Source organism: Rhizobium sp. CNPSo 3670, from assembly GCF_057784555.1.
Window position 1 is genome coordinate 19,201 of the sequence record NZ_JBXSOL010000005.1, and the last position, 15,763, is coordinate 34,963.

Annotated in this window: 16 protein-coding genes and 1 riboswitch; of the genes, 11 read left to right on the forward strand and 5 right to left on the reverse strand. The window is 62.5% G+C overall.

What is annotated here, in order from left to right:
• Positions 1–27: 27 nt before the first annotated feature.
• The 5 genes from AC13QO_RS06325 to AC13QO_RS06345 form a co-directional block, all read right to left on the reverse strand.
• Positions 28–1,224, reverse strand: coding sequence for an aminotransferase class V-fold PLP-dependent enzyme (locus tag AC13QO_RS06325; protein WP_085781139.1), 1,197 nt, complete (start codon positions 1,222–1,224; stop codon positions 28–30).
• A gap of 133 nt (positions 1,225–1,357) precedes the next feature.
• Entirely contained in the window at positions 1,358–1,870 is a 513-nt protein-coding gene (locus AC13QO_RS06330; protein WP_085781138.1) for a RidA family protein, read from the reverse strand.
• A gap of 48 nt (positions 1,871–1,918) precedes the next feature.
• On the reverse strand, positions 1,919–2,788 hold the full coding sequence (locus AC13QO_RS06335; protein ID WP_488540197.1) for an ABC transporter permease: 870 nt from the start codon (positions 2,786–2,788) through the stop codon (positions 1,919–1,921).
• The gene (locus tag AC13QO_RS06340; RefSeq protein WP_488540198.1) at positions 2,788–3,729 is read right to left on the reverse strand and encodes an ABC transporter permease; all 942 of its coding nucleotides are present in this window, start codon (positions 3,727–3,729) and stop codon (positions 2,788–2,790) included. The genes AC13QO_RS06335 and AC13QO_RS06340 overlap by 1 nt, the downstream gene beginning before the upstream one ends.
• Before the next feature lie 82 nt (positions 3,730–3,811).
• A complete protein-coding gene (locus AC13QO_RS06345; RefSeq protein WP_085781135.1) occupies positions 3,812–5,338 on the reverse strand; it encodes an ABC transporter substrate-binding protein in 1,527 nt (508 codons plus the stop codon).
• 224 nt (positions 5,339–5,562) lie between these two features.
• Here AC13QO_RS06345 and AC13QO_RS06350 point away from each other — a divergent pair, with 224 nt between their 5' ends.
• From AC13QO_RS06350 to AC13QO_RS06400, 11 genes are all read left to right on the forward strand, one after another.
• On the forward strand, positions 5,563–6,147 hold the full coding sequence (locus tag AC13QO_RS06350) for a DUF1349 domain-containing protein (RefSeq protein ID WP_085781134.1): 585 nt from the start codon (positions 5,563–5,565) through the stop codon (positions 6,145–6,147).
• 133 nt (positions 6,148–6,280) lie between these two features.
• Positions 6,281–6,377: riboswitch (TPP riboswitch) on the forward strand.
• Between the two features lie 45 nt (positions 6,378–6,422).
• Positions 6,423–7,226: a hydroxyethylthiazole kinase gene (thiM, locus tag AC13QO_RS06355; protein WP_488540199.1), complete on the forward strand. Its 804-nt coding sequence runs from the start codon at positions 6,423–6,425 to the stop codon at positions 7,224–7,226.
• On the forward strand, positions 7,223–7,858 hold the full coding sequence (thiE, locus tag AC13QO_RS06360; RefSeq protein WP_488540200.1) for a thiamine phosphate synthase: 636 nt from the start codon (positions 7,223–7,225) through the stop codon (positions 7,856–7,858). The genes thiM and thiE overlap by 4 nt, the downstream gene beginning before the upstream one ends.
• A complete protein-coding gene (gene thiD / locus AC13QO_RS06365) occupies positions 7,855–8,664 on the forward strand; it encodes a bifunctional hydroxymethylpyrimidine kinase/phosphomethylpyrimidine kinase (protein WP_488540201.1) in 810 nt (269 codons plus the stop codon). The genes thiE and thiD overlap by 4 nt, the downstream gene beginning before the upstream one ends.
• Positions 8,665–8,879: 215 nt before the next feature.
• Positions 8,880–9,359, forward strand: a complete 480-nt coding sequence (locus tag AC13QO_RS06370) for a GNAT family N-acetyltransferase (RefSeq protein WP_085781130.1) — start codon at positions 8,880–8,882, stop codon at positions 9,357–9,359.
• Positions 9,360–9,383: 24 nt separating this feature from the next.
• Positions 9,384–10,406, forward strand: coding sequence for a glycoside hydrolase family 3 N-terminal domain-containing protein (locus tag AC13QO_RS06375; RefSeq protein ID WP_488540202.1), 1,023 nt, complete (start codon positions 9,384–9,386; stop codon positions 10,404–10,406).
• Positions 10,407–10,448: 42 nt separating this feature from the next.
• Positions 10,449–12,095 (forward strand): ABC transporter substrate-binding protein, encoded by a 1,647-nt coding sequence (locus AC13QO_RS06380; protein ID WP_085781128.1) that lies wholly within the window; start codon positions 10,449–10,451, stop codon positions 12,093–12,095.
• Positions 12,096–12,152: 57 nt separating this feature from the next.
• On the forward strand, positions 12,153–13,130 hold the full coding sequence (locus AC13QO_RS06385; protein ID WP_488540203.1) for an ABC transporter permease: 978 nt from the start codon (positions 12,153–12,155) through the stop codon (positions 13,128–13,130).
• A gap of 1 nt (position 13,131) precedes the next feature.
• On the forward strand, positions 13,132–14,010 hold the full coding sequence (locus AC13QO_RS06390) for an ABC transporter permease (RefSeq protein WP_488540204.1): 879 nt from the start codon (positions 13,132–13,134) through the stop codon (positions 14,008–14,010).
• Entirely contained in the window at positions 14,007–14,810 is an 804-nt protein-coding gene (locus AC13QO_RS06395) for an ABC transporter ATP-binding protein (protein WP_488540205.1), read from the forward strand. Before AC13QO_RS06390 ends, AC13QO_RS06395 begins: the two co-directional genes overlap by 4 nt.
• Positions 14,807–15,706 (forward strand): ABC transporter ATP-binding protein, encoded by a 900-nt coding sequence (locus AC13QO_RS06400; protein ID WP_085781124.1) that lies wholly within the window; start codon positions 14,807–14,809, stop codon positions 15,704–15,706. Before AC13QO_RS06395 ends, AC13QO_RS06400 begins: the two co-directional genes overlap by 4 nt.
• Positions 15,707–15,763: the final 57 nt, after the last annotated feature.

Here is a 15,763-nt window from a genome sequence, read left to right on the forward strand (position 1 = left end):
CCTCTTGCGGCGGATGAGAACGGCCGATCAATCCGGCCAGCGCAGCAATCCGTCGAAACGGTGCCGGCTGCGGTTTTCGATCGGTGTGGCGATGATCTCGTTGGAGGCGCGCGCCTTGTCGAGTTCCTCAGCGAGGCGGTTTGCGACGATGACCTCCTCGCCCGGATGCAGGTTGCAGGGGTCGAGATAGAAATAGCGGTGCTCCACCTCATGATCGCGCACGATGATCGGCGGACTGCCCTTGGCGAGCGCATCGGCCAGATCCCAGGCGGTGATATGCGCCTCTTCGGGATCGACGATGAGGCGCAGCCGATCGAGCGGATTGTTGGTCGGGTCGGGCTCGATCAGGGCGGTGACGCCCCGACGGCCGTCGAGCGTCTTCTTCCAGAGATTGAGATAGCCGGTCTCGCGCTCGCGGATGCCGGCATGATCGCGCCTTTCCCACGCCTCCAGCGCCGCCATGACGCCGAAGATACTTTCCTTGCCGACCTTCATGCCGCGCCCGATCCCCATATTCTGCAGGAAGGCGTGCCGCACCAGTTCCTTGCTGCCGGCGACGATGCCCGAGGTCGGGCCGCCGAGAAACTTGTGGCCGGAATAGAGCGCGATATCGGCCCCCTGCTCCAGGAAGGTCCTCAGGTCATATTCCGAGGCCGCATCGACGATGACGGGAATGCCCCTGGCATGGGCGATCTCGATAAATTCCTTGAGGTTCAGCAGGCCATAATCGACGACATGGTGGGAAACGACATAGACGGCAGCAGCCGTCTTGTCGGTGATCGCCCTTTCCATGTGGAAACGATGCGTCGAGGTCGCCTGTCCCACAAGCACCACCTTGCCGCCGGCAAGCCGGATCGCCTGGTCGACCGGCGCGCCGTAGCTTACCATATGGCCCATCTGCACCAGCACCTCGTTCCTCTCCGGCACGGCGTCCGGCAGTTTCTCGATCGCCAACAGATTGTCGCCGGTGATTGCGCCGGCGACGGCAAGCGAAATTCCGGCCGAGCAGGAGGCGGTGACGAAACCCGCCTCGCCGCCGGTCAGCCGGGCGATGACGCTGCTTGCCTTGCGCTGCAAGTCGTTAATTTCGACGAAGTGCGGCAGGATCGCTGTCATCGCCTCGATCGCCTGCGGAACGACGATCGAGGCGCCGAGGCTGGTCATCGTGCCGGACACATTGATGACGGGACGAAGGCCGAGCGAAGGTCTGATATCATCGGGCATGAAGATCTCCGGAAGTCTGGGAGGAAGGGCAGAACATGGCGCTGCCATGTGGCAGTGTCGAGCAGCCGGGGGAAGGATGCGTGCTTAAATAGAAAAAAGTCATCCGAAGACCACTCCAAACACGAAAACACGTTCAGCAATGCAGGGCGACGATGGCCTCGATCTCAACGGTGATATTGCCGGGCAGCGAGCCGAAGCCGACGGCCGAGCGGGCATGTTCGCCGGCTGCGCCGAACACGGCGATCAACAGATCCGAGCAGCCGTTGATGACGCTCGGATGATCCTCGAACTCGGGCACGGCATTGACCATGCCGAGCAGCTTGACCACCCGCCTGACGCGGGAGAGATCGCCAAGCGCCTCATGCATGACGGAAAGCAGGTTGATGCCGGTCAGCCGCGCATGCCGGTAAGCTTCCTCGACACCAACGCTGCCGCCGACCTTGCCGGCATGCAGGAAGCCATCGGCCTCGCGCGGCCCCTGGCCTGACAGATAGAGCATGTTGCCTTCTATCACATGCGTCACGAAATTGGCGATCGGCGGCGGTGGCGGCGGCAGCGTTATGCCGAGCGCGGCTAACCGTTGGTAAGGCGAGTTCTCGACCTTGCCGGCGGCGGCGGGGAACTGATTCACGCGAACTCCTGTCATGCGAATTTCGATTGGCGGATTTGGATTGGGCGACCTCTGGTCGGCGGATTAAAGGTCCTTGCGAAGTCTTGGATCGAGCATGTCTCTCAGGCCGTCGCCGACCATCTGCAGCGACAGCACCGAGAGGACGATCGCCACGCCGGGGAAAGCCGTCATCCAATCGGCCTGCCCGATATATTGCCGGCCGGCAGCGATCATCGTTCCCCAGGTCGGCACTTCGGGGCTGACGCCGAGGCCGAGGAAGGAGAGGCCGGCTTCGGCAAGCATAGCGCTGGCAAAGAGGAAGGTGGCCTGTACCAGGATCGGCGACAGCAGATTGCGCAACACGTGTCGGGTCATGATATGGAAGGTCGAGATGCCAAGCGCCCTCGCCGCCTCGACATAGGGCAGCTCGCGGATGACAAGCGTCGAGGCACGGACGATACGGGCAAGGCGCGGCGAGTAGACGAGCGACAGCGCAATGATGACCGTCGTCAAGGACGGGCCGAGAGCGGCGACGAGGGCGATGGCGAGCAGGATATCCGGAAAGGCCATCATCGCGTCGATCAGCCGGGCGATCGGCGTATCGAGCTTTTGAAAGAAGCCGGCAAGCAGGCCGAGCGTCACGCCGATGGCGGCCGACAAGGCCACAACAGCCGCACCGACGAGCAGCGACAGGCGGCCGGCGAAAATCGTGCGCGAGAAGACGTCGCGGCCGAACTCGTCAGTACCGAAAAAGAAGATCTCGCTCGGCGGCTTCAGCCGGTTGACGATGGAAAGCTTCGACGGCGAATAGGGCGCGACGAGCGGCGCGAAGACTGCGAGCAGCACGAAGACCACCAGGATCAGCAGGCCGAAGGCCACTGTCCTGCGCTTCATGAGGCGGCGGACGAACTTGCTGCCTTCGCTTTCGACAGGTTTGGTTGCGACATCCGCCATCAGTAGCGCACCCTCGGATCGACCAGCAGGTAGAGCATGTCGATCGCAAAATTGATCAGCACGTAGAGGGCGGCGATGACGAGCAGCGCCCCCTGGATGACGGGATAGTCGCGGCGCAGCACCGCCGAGACCACGAGATTGCCAACCCCGGGCAAGCCGAAGACGGTTTCGGTGACGACAGCGCCCGAGATCAGCACGGCGGCGGTCAGGCCGAGCACCGTCAGGATCGGGATCAGCGCATTCTTCAGAGCGTGCTTGAGGATGACCTTACGCTCGATTAGCCCCTTGGCGCGCGCCGTGCGGATATAATCGTCGCCGAGCACATCGAGCATCGAGGCACGGGTGAAGCGCAGGATCAGCGCCGAAGAGACGATGCCGAGCGCAAAGGCCGGCAGCGTCAGATGATACATCCGGTCGATGAAAGTTGAGCCCGGGCCGCCATAGCCGGAGACCGGGAAGAGATTGAATCGGACAGCGAAGAACTGCATCAGGATGAGACCGAGCCAGAAGCTTGGAATACTGGCGGCGAAAATGGCGAGGGTCGTTGCCGCCTGATCAATGAAGGAACCACGCCGATAGGCGGCATAGATGCCGATCGGCAGGGCGATGATGCTGGCGATGGCAAGCGAAAACAGCGTCAGGAAGAAGGTCGGTTCGGCCCGGTCGACGAGTGCTACAGTGACCGGCATGTTGAGGAAGATCGACTGGCCGAGATCCCCCTTCAGCAACTGGCCGATATAATAGACATATTGCAGCCCGAGCGACTGATCGAGGCCGAGCCGAGCTCTCAGATCGGCAATATCCTGCGGCGTCGCATCGGGGCCGAGCATGACGGCGGCTGGATCACCCGGCGTCACGCGCACGATGACGAAGACGATCGTGACGACCAGGAACATCACGACGATCATGCCGAACAGGCGTTGGAGGATGTAGCGTATCATGAATGCCGGCCTTCAATCCCTTGCAGATGCGGCAGAAAAGATGACCGGTACCGGTCCCGAAGGGCGGCACCGGCGGTGTTGCTTACTTCTTGATCGAGGCGTTCCAGAAATATGGCCACGGAGCCGGATCGACGCCTTCGAGCTTGATCGACTTCGCCGAGACGGCGTTGAAATCGCCGATCTTCATGAAGGGTGCGTCTGTATAAACGGCCTTCTGGACATCGGCCCAGAGCGCCACGCGCTTCTTCGGATCGACTTCGGAGGTGAAGGCATCGACCGCGGCCTTGCGGGCCGGCGTGTCCCACCAGCCGGGCGAACTCGTCGACAGCGAGCCGATGAGCGCCGGCTCCGGCAAGAAGGGGCTGTGGGTAATGTAGATATCCCAAAGCTTCGGATCGGTGCGACGCTGAGTTAGCGTCGCCCAGTCCACGACCTGCATATCGACGGTGAAGCCTGCAAGTTTCAGATATTCGGCGGCGACCTGCGCCATCTTGTAATGGAACTCGTATTGGCGGCTGGTCAGGATGCGGATCGGCTCGCCATTGTAGCCGGCTTTCTTGGCGGCAGCGGACGCCCCTTCCGGATCGGCGACATTATAGGCGCCCTCGGCGCCGGCATCGGTCGACCAGGCAAAGGACTTCGGGTAGATGGCCCCGTCGAGCGCATAAAAATCCCTGCTGCCGAAGGCCGCCGCCAGCATGTCTTCCATGCTGAGCGCCTGCCGGATCGCCTTGCGCACCTCGACGTTGGCAGCAGCACCTTCCTTGGTGTTGAAGACGAAGACAGGATAACCGAAGGGCTTCAGCATTACCGGTTGCGAGGCGGTCGAGGCTTTCAGCTTGTCGTAGGATTCGACAGGAATCGAGTCGACATAATCATACTGGCCGGAAACGGCGGCCTCGACGCGGGTGTTCGGGTCCGGCACCGGCACAAAGCGGATTTCATCAAGATATTGATGACGCGCGCCGCCATAGCCATCGCTCTCGCCGCTGCGTGGCTTGTACCCATCGAAGCGGACAAGCTGGATATACTGGTCGGCTTTCCGTTCCTTCAGCATATAGGGACCGGTGCCGATGAACTCCTTCATCGGCTCGTCCTGCTTTTCGGACGGGATGATGATGGCCGCCGAATTGTTGAAGGCAAGCAGCGAGGTCAACGGCGCATAGGGCTGCTTCAGCGTGATCGTAACCGTCGAAGGATCGGTAGCCGCGATCTTGTCGATAAAGCCGGCCACCTGCTTGCCCCGCGAGGCGATCTTCATCCAGCGGGTAAGCGAAGCGACCACATCCTCGGACGTCATATCGGTATTGTCGTGGAACTTGACGCCAGTCCTGAGCTTGATCGTATAGGTTTTGCCGTCGGCGCTGATCTCGGGCAGGCTTTCGGCGAGAAGCGGCGTGACGTTCCAGCTCTTGTCGAAAGTGTAGAGCGTCTCGAAAATATGCTGGGTGACGATGCCGACGAGATCGGCCGTCGACGACATCGGATCGAGCGTCGGCGGCTCGCCGATCGTCGCGACATTGATGACGCCGCCCTTTTCCTGGGCAAGCAGGGTCGAAGGCAGGGCGACGAACGCGGTTCCGAGAAGGAATGCGACGAATGTTTTCATATGAGAGCTCCCGATTTAGTTCCACAATTATGTAATTCATCTTTTTGTAACAGAATAGAAGCTGGAGCTATCGTGTCAAGCATGAGTGGTCGATTATGCAGCCGCGGATAGCGCGTTGCCGGAAAAGCACCATCTTCAGCTGCGCTAGTTCTCCGCACGGGGCCTGCGTGGTACGCCAAGTGAGACGACTGCCCTGCGGCAAGATTAAAGGAAGGGAGAAGCGAATGAGCATCGACTTCAATGACGGGAAATGGCTGAACGAGCCGGGCAGCTGGCACGCCGACGAAACCGGCCTGACGATGACGACAGGCGAAAAGACCGATTTCTGGCGCGAGACCTATTACGGCTTCACCCGCGACACCGGCCACTTCCTCGCCTTTCCCACCGGCGACAGCTTCACCGCACAGATCCGCGCCCAGGGCGAATTCCGCACCCTCTACGATCAGGCAGGCCTGATGGTACGCATCGACGAGAGCCGCTGGGTGAAAACGGGCGTCGAATTCACCGACGGAGAAGCCTTCCTCAGCACCGTCGTCACCGACGGAAAGTCAGACTGGTCGGTGTCGCAGCCCTTCAAGGAATTGGAGGATTTCCGCATCCGTGTGACGGTCGCAAACGGCGCCGTGCGCATCCAGGGCTCCCGCGACGGTAGCCGCTGGCCGTTGCTGCGGTTAGCACCCTTCCCGGCTGCCGATCGCTATGAGGTCGGGCCGACAGCCTGTACGCCGGAGCGAAGTGGTTTGAGGGTTCGATTTTCGGAGTTTTCAATCAGCCCGGCGATTACGACGGGGCTGCATGATTTGAGTTAGGCAAAATTGGATGCCGTCAGGATTGCGCTGGGAAGGCCTCCAGCAATGTCCACGCCCAAGGGCAGCCGCTCCGAAATACCGGAATACTCACTTTCGGAGTGACAGCCGCGCCATTCTCTGCGAAAAAGAGCGTGATGAGAGACAGGGGCGTTCGTCGACAGACGGGCTGAGAAGAACCCTTCGAACCTGAACCGGATAATGCCGGCGGAGGGAGTCGCTCGGGGCATCGCCGTAAGAGCAGCGCCCCGCGCCCGCCCCCGCCTGAAAGGGGCACCATGCAGAGCAAGATCACGTCGGGAGCCATGCTGAAGGCGATGCGCGAAAAGCCGCCGCTCGTTCAGTGCATCACCAATTATGTCGCGATGAATATCGCGGCCAACGTCCTGCTGGCCGCGGGCGCTTCGCCCGCCATGGTGCATGCCGCCGAAGAAGCCGGCGAATTCGCCGGCATCGCCAATGCTTTGACCATCAACATCGGCACGCTCTCGACGCAATGGCTCGAAGGCATGCAGGGGGCTGCCAAGGCCGCCAATGCGGCGGGCAAACCCTGGGTGCTTGATCCGGTGGCCCATTACGCCACGGGCTTCCGCCGTGCCGCGTTGGCCGACCTTCTGGAGCTTCGCCCGACGATTATCCGCGGCAACGCCTCCGAGATCATCGCGCTTGCCGGCGGCGAGAGCCGTGGTCAGGGCGTCGACAGCCGCGATCCAGTCGAACAGGCGGAGGGTTCGGCACGGCGGCTGGCGGAGAGGCAGCGGGCCATCGTCGCCGTCACCGGTGCTGTCGATTTCGTCACCGATGGCGCAAGGGCAGTCCGTATTGCGGGCGGATCGGCCCTGATGCCGCAGGTCACCGCGCTCGGCTGCTCGCTCACCTGCCTCGTCGGCGCCTTTGCCGCGACCGCGCCCGAAGATCTCTTCGGCGCGACTGTCGCCGCGCTTGCGACCTTCGCCGTCGCCGGCGAAGATGCAGCGCTCGGCGCCGCCGGCCCGGGCTCCTTTTCCTGGCGCTTCCTCGATGCGCTGGCTGCGATCGACGCCGAAACGCTCGATGCCAGGGCAAGGGTATCGGTCGCATGAAGCGCTTCGACCTTTCGCTCTACCTCGTTCTCGATCCTGATCTCTGCGTCGGGATCGGGATGGTCGAGACCGCGCGCCTTGCCGTTGCCGGCGGCGCGACGATGGTGCAACTGCGCGACAAACAGGCCGGCACGGCCAGGATGATCGAGACCGGCCGCGCCTTGAGAGAGGCGCTCGGTGGAACCGACGCCCTGCTCATCGTCAACGACGATGTCGAGGCGGCCATCGCCATCGGCGCCGATGGCCTGCATATCGGCCAGGAGGATATGGATGCGCGCACGGCGCGCGGGATGATCGGACCCGGGATGATCCTCGGCCTCTCGGTCGAGACCGAGACACTTGCCGCTGCCGTCGATCCCGGTCTCGTCGATTATGCCGGCGTCGGACCGGTGTTTGCGACGCCGACCAAGGCCGATCACAAGCAGCCGATCGGCTTTGATGGGCTTGCTAGGCTGGTGATGGCCTCGCCGGTGCCGTCCGTCGCCATCGGCGGCCTCAAGGCGGAGCATGTGGCGGAAGTGTTTGCAGCCGGCGCCGAAGGGTTAGCCGTTGTCTCCGCCATTGCGGGCACGTCGGACCCCGAAGCGGCCGCCCGCCGCATCGCCGCAGAAATCCGAAAGGTCCGCCCATGATCCGCAACGTTCTCTCCATCGCCGGCTCCGACCCCTCGGGCGGCGCCGGCATCCAGGCCGATCTCAAGGCGTTTGCCGCCCGCGGCGTCTACGGCATGGCGGTGCTGACGGCGCTGACGGCGCAGAATACCCAAGGCGTCAGCGGCGTGCATCTGGTGCCGCCGCAATTCGTCGCCGACCAGATCGATGCCGTCTTCGCCGACGTGCGAGTCGACGCCGTCAAGATCGGCATGATCGCCAATGCCGGCATAGCCGAGGCTGTCGCCGCAGCCCTTGCCGATCGACGGGGAATCCCCATCGTTCTCGACCCGGTGATGATCGCCAAGGGTGGGGCCGCCCTGCTCGCGCCCGAAGCGGTCGACGTGCTGACCCGGCGGCTGCTGCCGCTCGCAACCCTCCTGACCCCGAACCTGCCCGAGGCCGCGGCCCTGTTGCACCAGCCGGTCGCGACCAATCGCGATGAGATGGCGGCGCAGGCCGAGCGGCTGCGCGCGCTTGGCCCCGCCGCCGTATTGGTCAAGGGTGGCCATCTCGGCAGCGACGAGAGCCCAGACGTGCTTGCCACGGCCGACGGCCTGCACTGGTTCGAGGCCAGGCGAGTGCCGACGAAAAATACGCACGGCACTGGCTGCACGCTCTCCAGCGCACTGGCCGCCGAGCTTGCCAAGGGCGCATCGGCCGAGCAAGCCGTCGCCATTGCGAAGGATTACCTTGCCGATGCAGTCGCCGCCGCCGGCAGTCTCACTGTCGGCTCCGGACATGGCCCGGTGCAGCATTTTCATGCGCTTTGGAAGCACGGCGAATAACCGATCCCGCCGAAACGCGCAGGCTCAGGATTACGAGAGAAAAACGGCCCGGCCTCCCCCGGGCCGTTTTCATTCGCGCCAGCCGGCGCTGATCCGAAGCTGGGCGCACCGCTCCGTTTGAAAAATCCCTGTTGACAAGGCCAGTTAGATAGCCAAGTCTATGACATTAAACGGATATATATTCCGTTATAAAGGAATACCTGGAGGAGAGACAGGTGCCAGACCTGCTTGTGAGCTTATATTCCAACAGGCTCGCCGACCTGAAAGAGCGGGCCGACAATGTCCGCGCCTCCATTCGTCCGGCTCTTCCTCCAGAATTGCACCTAGTCGTCAACTGGGTTCGCGAACGATTCAGCGAGAAATGGGCAAGCGAGGTTTCGGTTGCTTTTTCCCGCCAACCCGTCGCCTGCCAGATTGCCATCGACGGCGGCAAGCTGCTCGGCTTTGCCTGCTATGACACGACGGCCCGCGGCTTCTTCGGCCCAACCGGCGTCGATCCCGAGGCGCGTGGCAAGGGCATCGGTCTCGCGCTGTTTTCCGCCTGCCTTCAGACGATGAAGACGCTCGGCCATGCCTATGCCTTCATCGGCGATGCCGGGCCTGTCGATTTCTACGCCAGCACCGCGGGTGCGATCGCCATCCCTGCCCCCGACAAGGGCATTTACGAAGGCATGCTGCGAAGCGCGCCGAAATGACCAGCTGATACCGGAGTTCCAGAAGTGTCCTCGACCCCGCTCGCCCTTTTTGTCGGTCTCCCGAACCCTGCGATTTCGGACGACGAATTCGCCCTGTTTCGCGAGACCAATCCGCTCGGCCTGTTCGTCGGCCGGCGCAATCAGCGCGAGCCGGAGCAGACAAAGCGGCTGATCGAACGCTTCCGCGAAGCCGTCGGCCGAGAGGATGCGCCCGTCTTCACCGACCAGGAAGGCGGCCGCGTCCAGCATCTCGACGCCGGTCCCTGGCCGCTCTTCCGCAGCTTCGGCCAGTTCGCCGAACTGGCCCGCCGCGATTTCGATCTCGGCCAAAAAGCACTGCGCCTTTCCTCCCAGGCCATGGGCGCGATGATGACGGAACTCGGCCTTTCCAGCGGCTGCTCGCCCGTTCTCGACCTCGTCTTCGAGACGACGAGTGCGGTCATCGGCGCCCGCTCCTTCGGCCCCGATCCCGACTTCATCGCTGCCCTCGGCCGCGAGGTGGTCGACGGGCTGCTAGAGACCGGCAACATGCCGGTCATGAAGCATATTCCCGGCCACGGCCGCGCCACGCTCGACTCCCACAAGGAGCGTCCGGTCGTGGATGCCAGCCGTGAGACGCTCACCGCCACCGATTTCAAGCCTTTCGTCGCACTGAAGGATACGCCCTGGGCCATGGTCGCCCATGTCGTCTACTCGACCTACGATGCCGAATTGCCGGCATCCGTCTCGCCTGTCATGCACGACGTGATCCGCAAAGAGATGGGTTACGAGGGCGTGCTGATCTCCGACTGCATCTTCATGCAGTCGCTCACGGGCACCTTGCCGGAACGCGTTGCCCAAGTCCTCGATGCGGGCTTCGATATCGCCCTCCACAGCCACGGAGACGTCAGGGAAAGCGAAGCCGCCGCCAAGGCCGCCCGCCCGCTGACGGACGCCGCGCTGAAGCGTATCGCCGCCGGCAAAGCCCGCCTCGGCAATCTCAAGATCGACGTCCGCGCCGCCCATGCCGAGGTGGAAGATATGTTTGCCAGCGTGCCGGCCGCCTGACCGGCAGATCATTTTTCACGCATAAGAAAAGGGGAATGGAACATGAAAAAATATCTATTTGCAGCCGCCGCACTGACGCTGCTTTCGGGATCCGCCATGGCGCAGGCGATCCTGACGGCGAATATCGAACCGGCCACGACCTGGGTTCGCAACTTCAACCCGTTCAACCAGACCTCGGCGCGCCAATCGACGCTCGATTTCATCTATGAGCCGCTGGTTATTTTCAATCGCTTCGACAGCAACAAGCCGGTCTATCGCCTGGCCGAAAGCTTCAAGCTCTCTGACGACCTGAAGAGCATCGACTTCAAGCTGCGCCCGAACCTGAAATGGTCTGATGGCAAACCGCTGACGGCAGCCGACGTCAAGTTCACCTATGATTATCTGAAAAAGTTCCCGGCGCTCGACTTCGTCAGCATCTGGACCTTCGTCACCGACGTGCAGGCCGTCGACGGCCAGACGGTGCGCTTCGCGCTCGCCAATCCGAGCTCGCTTGCTGCCGAGCAGATCTCGCAGCTGCCGATCGTTCCCGAACATGTCTGGAAGGATGTCGCCGATCCTGTCACCTTCGCCAACGAGAACCCGGTCGGCAGCGGGCCGTTGACCGAGGTGCCGCGCTTCACCGGCCAGACCTACGACCAGTGCCGCAACCCGAATTACTGGGACAACGCGCATCTGAAGGTCGACTGCATTCGCTTCCCGCAGCTTGCCGACAACAACCAGATCCTGACGGCAACCGCCGACGGCACGCTCGACTGGGGTGTCTCCTTCATTCCCGATATCGACAATGTCTATGTCGCGAAGGACCCGGCGCATTTCCATTACTGGTATTCGCCGAGCAGCATGGTCGCCTTCCTGTTCAATCTGGAAACGGCGAACGAGAACAATAGAAAGGCCTTCAACGATGTGAAATTCCGCCGTGCTATCGGCATGGCGCTCGATCGCAAGACGATGATCGACGTCGCCGGCTACGGCTATCCGACGCTGAACGAAGACCCCGGCCTGATGGGCGAGCTCTACAAGAGCTGGGCGGATCCGTCCGTCAAGGCCGACTTCGGCAAGTTCGCGACCTATGACGCCGACGCCGCCAAGGCCCTGCTCGACGAGGCGGGCTACAAGGACAAGGACGGCGACGGCTTCCGTGACAATCCCGACGGCAGCAAGATCTCCTTCTCGATCATCGTCCCGAACTCCTGGACGGACTGGGTCGACACGGTCAACATCGCCGTCGAAGGCATGCAGGCGGTCGGCATCGACGCCAAGATCGAAACACCGGAGGAAGCCGTCTGGACCGGCAACCTCATCGCCGGCAAGTTCGATGCGGCGATCAACAGCCTGCCGGCTTCGGCCTCACCTTATTATCCCTACAAGCGCGCCTTCAGCGCTTCGGACAAGGGCAAGACCCGCTTCACCGCGCAGCGCTGGTTCAACCCGGAGGTCGAGAAACTCGTCACCGAATTCACCCAGACAGCAGACCTTGCCACGCAGAAGGAGGCGATGAACAAGGCACAGCGCATCGTTGCCGAAAACATGCCGATGATTCCAGTCTTCAACAATCCGAACTGGTATCAGTACAACACCAAGCGCTTCACCGGCTGGTCGACCAAGGAAAACCCCTTCGTCAATCCGTCGATCTCGCGCACCAATCCGGCACGTCTGCTGAACCTGCTCGCCCTGGAACCTGTGAAGTAAAGCATCATGGTCTCGGGAGCGGTCTTGAAACGCCGCTCTCGTCACGACGGAGTTCCCATGGCTTTCCTGCTTCGCCGCCTCGTCTTCTATATTGCAGCCTTCATCGCTGCAGCGACGATCAATTTCTTTCTGCCCCGGCTGATGCCGGGCGATCCCGTGCAGATCATGTTCTCAAGCGCCGGCACCGAATTGCCGCCGGAAAGCCTGCAGGCGCTGAAGCTCACCTTCGGCTTCGTCGACGGCCCGCTCTGGCGGCAATATCTCACCTATCTCGGCAGCATCTTCACCGGCGATCTCGGTCGCTCGATCAAATATTTCCCGCTGCCCGTCACCTCGGTGCTCGGCCACGCTCTCGTCTGGACCGTCGGCCTGATGGGAACAGCGACGGTCGTCAGCTTCGCGCTCGGCACCTTTCTCGGCATCGTCGCCGCCTGGCGGCGCGGCAGCCGGTTCGACGTCATCGTCTCCGTCGGCGCGATCTTCGCGACCTCGGTGCCAGCCGTCGTCACCTCGCTGATCGTGCTCTTCATCTTCGGCTTCACGCTCGGCTGGTTTCCGAACGGCTATGCCGCCGACCCGTCGCTCGATCCGGCCTTCAGCCTGCATTATATCGGCAGTGTGGCCTATCACGGCATCCTGCCGATGGTGACGCTCTGCACAGTGCTGATCGGCGGCTTCACCGTCACCATGCGCAACAACATGATCAATCTGCTCGGCGAGGACTATATCGTCATGGCACGCGCCAAGGGCCTTTCCGACCGGCACGTGATGCTGTGGTATGCGGCGCGCAACGCCCTGCTGCCGACCGTTTCCAGCCTGGCGATCGCCATCGGCACCATCCTCGGCGGTTCGCTGGTGACCGAAGTCGTCTATAACTATCCCGGCCTCGGCAATATTCTGTACCAGGCGATCCTCGCCCGCGATTATCCAGTCATCCAGGGCCAGCTCCTCATCATGACCGCGACCATGCTGATCGCCAATTTCATCGTCGACGTCAGCTATATCTTGCTCGACCCGCGGCTGAAGGGAGCTTGAGATGAAAAGCCTGCTTCGAAACCGCAAGGCCCTTGTCGGCCTCATCATCATCGCTTTCATCGTCGTCGTCGCGATCGCAGCGCCGCTGCTGACGCAATACGATCCCGCCGCCCGCACCGGCAGGCCGCACCAGCCGCCGTCGCTCGACCATCTGCTCGGCACCACCCGCATCGGCCAGGATGTTTTCGCCCGGCTGCTCTACGGCGCCCGCACCTCTCTTGCCGTCGGCTTCGGCGCCGGGCTGCTGATTACCCTCGCCGGCACCGCGCTCGGCATCATTTCCGGTTATCGCGGCGGCAAGACCGACGAAGTCATCAGCTTCTTCACCAATATGGTGCTCGTCGTTCCCAACCTGCCGCTGCTGCTCGTGCTCGCCGCCTTCATCGGTCAGGCAAGCCCCGTCGTCATCGCCCTCATCCTCGGCGCCACTTCGTGGGCCTGGGGCGCGCGCGTCACCCGCGCCGAGACGCTTTCCGTCAAGCAGAAGGATTTCGTCAAATCGGCCGAGATGATGGGCGAGCCGCAATGGCGCATCATGACATTCGAGATCTTCCCCAACGTGATCTCGATCGTCGGCATCAATTTCATCGGCAGCGTCATCTTCGCCATCATCACCGAGGCGACGCTTGAATTCTTGGGCCTCGGCGATCCCAAAGCGATCTCCTGGGGAACGATGCTCTACAATGCCCAGAAGGCCTCCGCCCTTTCGGTAGGCGCCTGGTGGGATATCCTTACCCCCTGCTTCGCGCTTGCTTTCCTCGGCATCGGCATGTCGCTGCTGAACTTCGCCGTCGACGAGATCGCCAACCCGCGTTTGCGCACCGGCAATCATCTGAAGCGCTGGTCGCTGCTCATCCGTTCCGGGGAGGGTCGCCTGTGACCCAGCCGCTGCTTTCGGTGAGGAACCTCACCATCGACTACATCGGCGAGGAGAAGGATTTTCGCGCCGTCGACGACGTCAGCTTCGATGTCGCGCCCGGCGAAGTTTTCGGCCTTGCCGGCGAATCCGGCTGCGGCAAGAGCACCATCGCCTTCGCCATCAGCCGCCTGCACAGGCCGCCGGCGCTGATCCGCAAGGAGAGCCGGATCCTGCTCGACGGCCGAGACGTGCTCGGTCTCGACCGGCAGGCGCTTGCCGCCTTCCGCTGGCGCGAGGTGGCGATGGTCTTCCAGAGCGCCATGAATTCGCTGAACCCGGTGCTGCGCATCGAGGCCCAGTTTTACGACGTGCTGCATACCCATAAGGGCATGAGCCGAGCGCAAGCCCGCGAGCGCACCGCCGAGATGCTGAAGCTGGTCGACATCGCGCCGGACCGAATGCGCGACTACCCGCACCAGTTTTCCGGCGGCATGCGCCAGCGCATCGTCATTGCCATCTGCATGGCGCTCGATCCGAAGCTGGTCGTCATGGACGAGCCGACGACGGCGCTCGACGTCGTCGTTCAACGCGAAATCCTGCAGCGGATCAACGAGCTACGCCGCAGCTTTAGCTTCTCCGTGCTGTTCATCACCCATGATCTCGGGCTGATGGTGCAGTTCTGCGACCGAATCGGCATCATGCTTGCGGGCAAGCTTGTCGAACAGAACGGCGCCAAGGCGATCTACAGGACGCCGAAACACGCCTATACGAAAAAACTGTGGGCCTCCTTTCCCTCGCTTCATGGAGGCGTGCTGCTGTGAGCGATGCCATCCTTGCCCTCGACAAGGTGACGAAGACCTTCGGCCACGGCGCCTCCGCCGTTCATGCCGCCCGCTCGATCTCCATTTCGCTGCATGCCGGCCGGGCGCTGGCGCTCGTCGGCGAATCCGGCAGCGGCAAGACCACCTGCGCCCGGATGGCGATGCGCGAATATCAGCCGACATCGGGGCAGATCCTCTTTAAAGGCCGCCCGGTGGAAGGGGCGAGAGCAGATGAGATCGCTCGCTATCGCCGCTCGGTACAGATGATATTCCAGGACCCTTTTGCTTCGCTCAACCCGGCGCATACCATCGCCCATCATCTGAGGCGGCCATTGAAGCTGCACCGGCCGGAGATCAACGGAGCTGAGATCGACATCACGGTCCGCAGACTGCTACAGCGCGTCAGGCTCGATCCCGATCTCGTCGCGCCGAAATATCCGCACGAACTCTCCGGCGGTCAGCGCCAGCGCGTCAATATCGCCCGCGCCCTTGCCGTCAAGCCGGAGGTGATCGTTGCGGACGAGCCGACCTCGATGCTCGACGTCTCGGTGCGCCTGGGGGTGCTCAACCTGTTGAACGAAATGAAGCAGGATATGAATCTCGGCCTGCTCTACATCACCCATGACATCGCCACCGCCCGCTATGTCGCCGAGGATATCGCCGTCATGTATGCCGGCCAGATCGTCGAATGGGGCAGCACCGCCCGAGTGATCGACAATCCGCTGCATCCCTACACAAGACTGCTGCTCTCGGCCGTGCCCGATCCCGATGTCCGCTTCGAAGACCCGAAAGCCCGGCTGAGGCCCGATGAAGTCGAGGATATCCGCCGCCGTTCTGCCGCGCCACGGGATGATATCGTCGAAGTGGAGCAGGGTCACTTCATCCGGATGGTCTAAGATCGGCTCGCTGGCCTCGCTCTTTGCGCTATGCTAGGGACGGTCCCTTTCATGTGA

What these genes read in the sequence shown, in the direction of transcription:
- AC13QO_RS06325 (WP_085781139.1), bottom strand. Translation starts at nt 1,224, where the DNA reads ATGCCCGATGATATCAGACCTTCGCTCGGCCTTCGTCCCGTCATCAAT.
- AC13QO_RS06330 (WP_085781138.1), bottom strand. Translation starts at nt 1,870, where the DNA reads ATGACAGGAGTTCGCGTGAATCAGTTCCCCGCCGCCGCCGGCAAGGTC.
- AC13QO_RS06335 (WP_488540197.1), bottom strand. Translation starts at nt 2,788, where the DNA reads ATGGCGGATGTCGCAACCAAACCTGTCGAAAGCGAAGGCAGCAAGTTC.
- AC13QO_RS06340 (WP_488540198.1), bottom strand. Translation starts at nt 3,729, where the DNA reads ATGATACGCTACATCCTCCAACGCCTGTTCGGCATGATCGTCGTGATG.
- AC13QO_RS06345 (WP_085781135.1), bottom strand. Translation starts at nt 5,338, where the DNA reads ATGAAAACATTCGTCGCATTCCTTCTCGGAACCGCGTTCGTCGCCCTG.
- AC13QO_RS06350 (WP_085781134.1), top strand. Translation starts at nt 5,563, where the DNA reads ATGAGCATCGACTTCAATGACGGGAAATGGCTGAACGAGCCGGGCAGC.
- thiM (WP_488540199.1), top strand. Translation starts at nt 6,423, where the DNA reads ATGCAGAGCAAGATCACGTCGGGAGCCATGCTGAAGGCGATGCGCGAA.
- thiE (WP_488540200.1), top strand. Translation starts at nt 7,223, where the DNA reads ATGAAGCGCTTCGACCTTTCGCTCTACCTCGTTCTCGATCCTGATCTC.
- thiD (WP_488540201.1), top strand. Translation starts at nt 7,855, where the DNA reads ATGATCCGCAACGTTCTCTCCATCGCCGGCTCCGACCCCTCGGGCGGC.
- AC13QO_RS06380 (WP_085781128.1), top strand. Translation starts at nt 10,449, where the DNA reads ATGAAAAAATATCTATTTGCAGCCGCCGCACTGACGCTGCTTTCGGGA.
- AC13QO_RS06385 (WP_488540203.1), top strand. Translation starts at nt 12,153, where the DNA reads ATGGCTTTCCTGCTTCGCCGCCTCGTCTTCTATATTGCAGCCTTCATC.
- AC13QO_RS06390 (WP_488540204.1), top strand. Translation starts at nt 13,132, where the DNA reads ATGAAAAGCCTGCTTCGAAACCGCAAGGCCCTTGTCGGCCTCATCATC.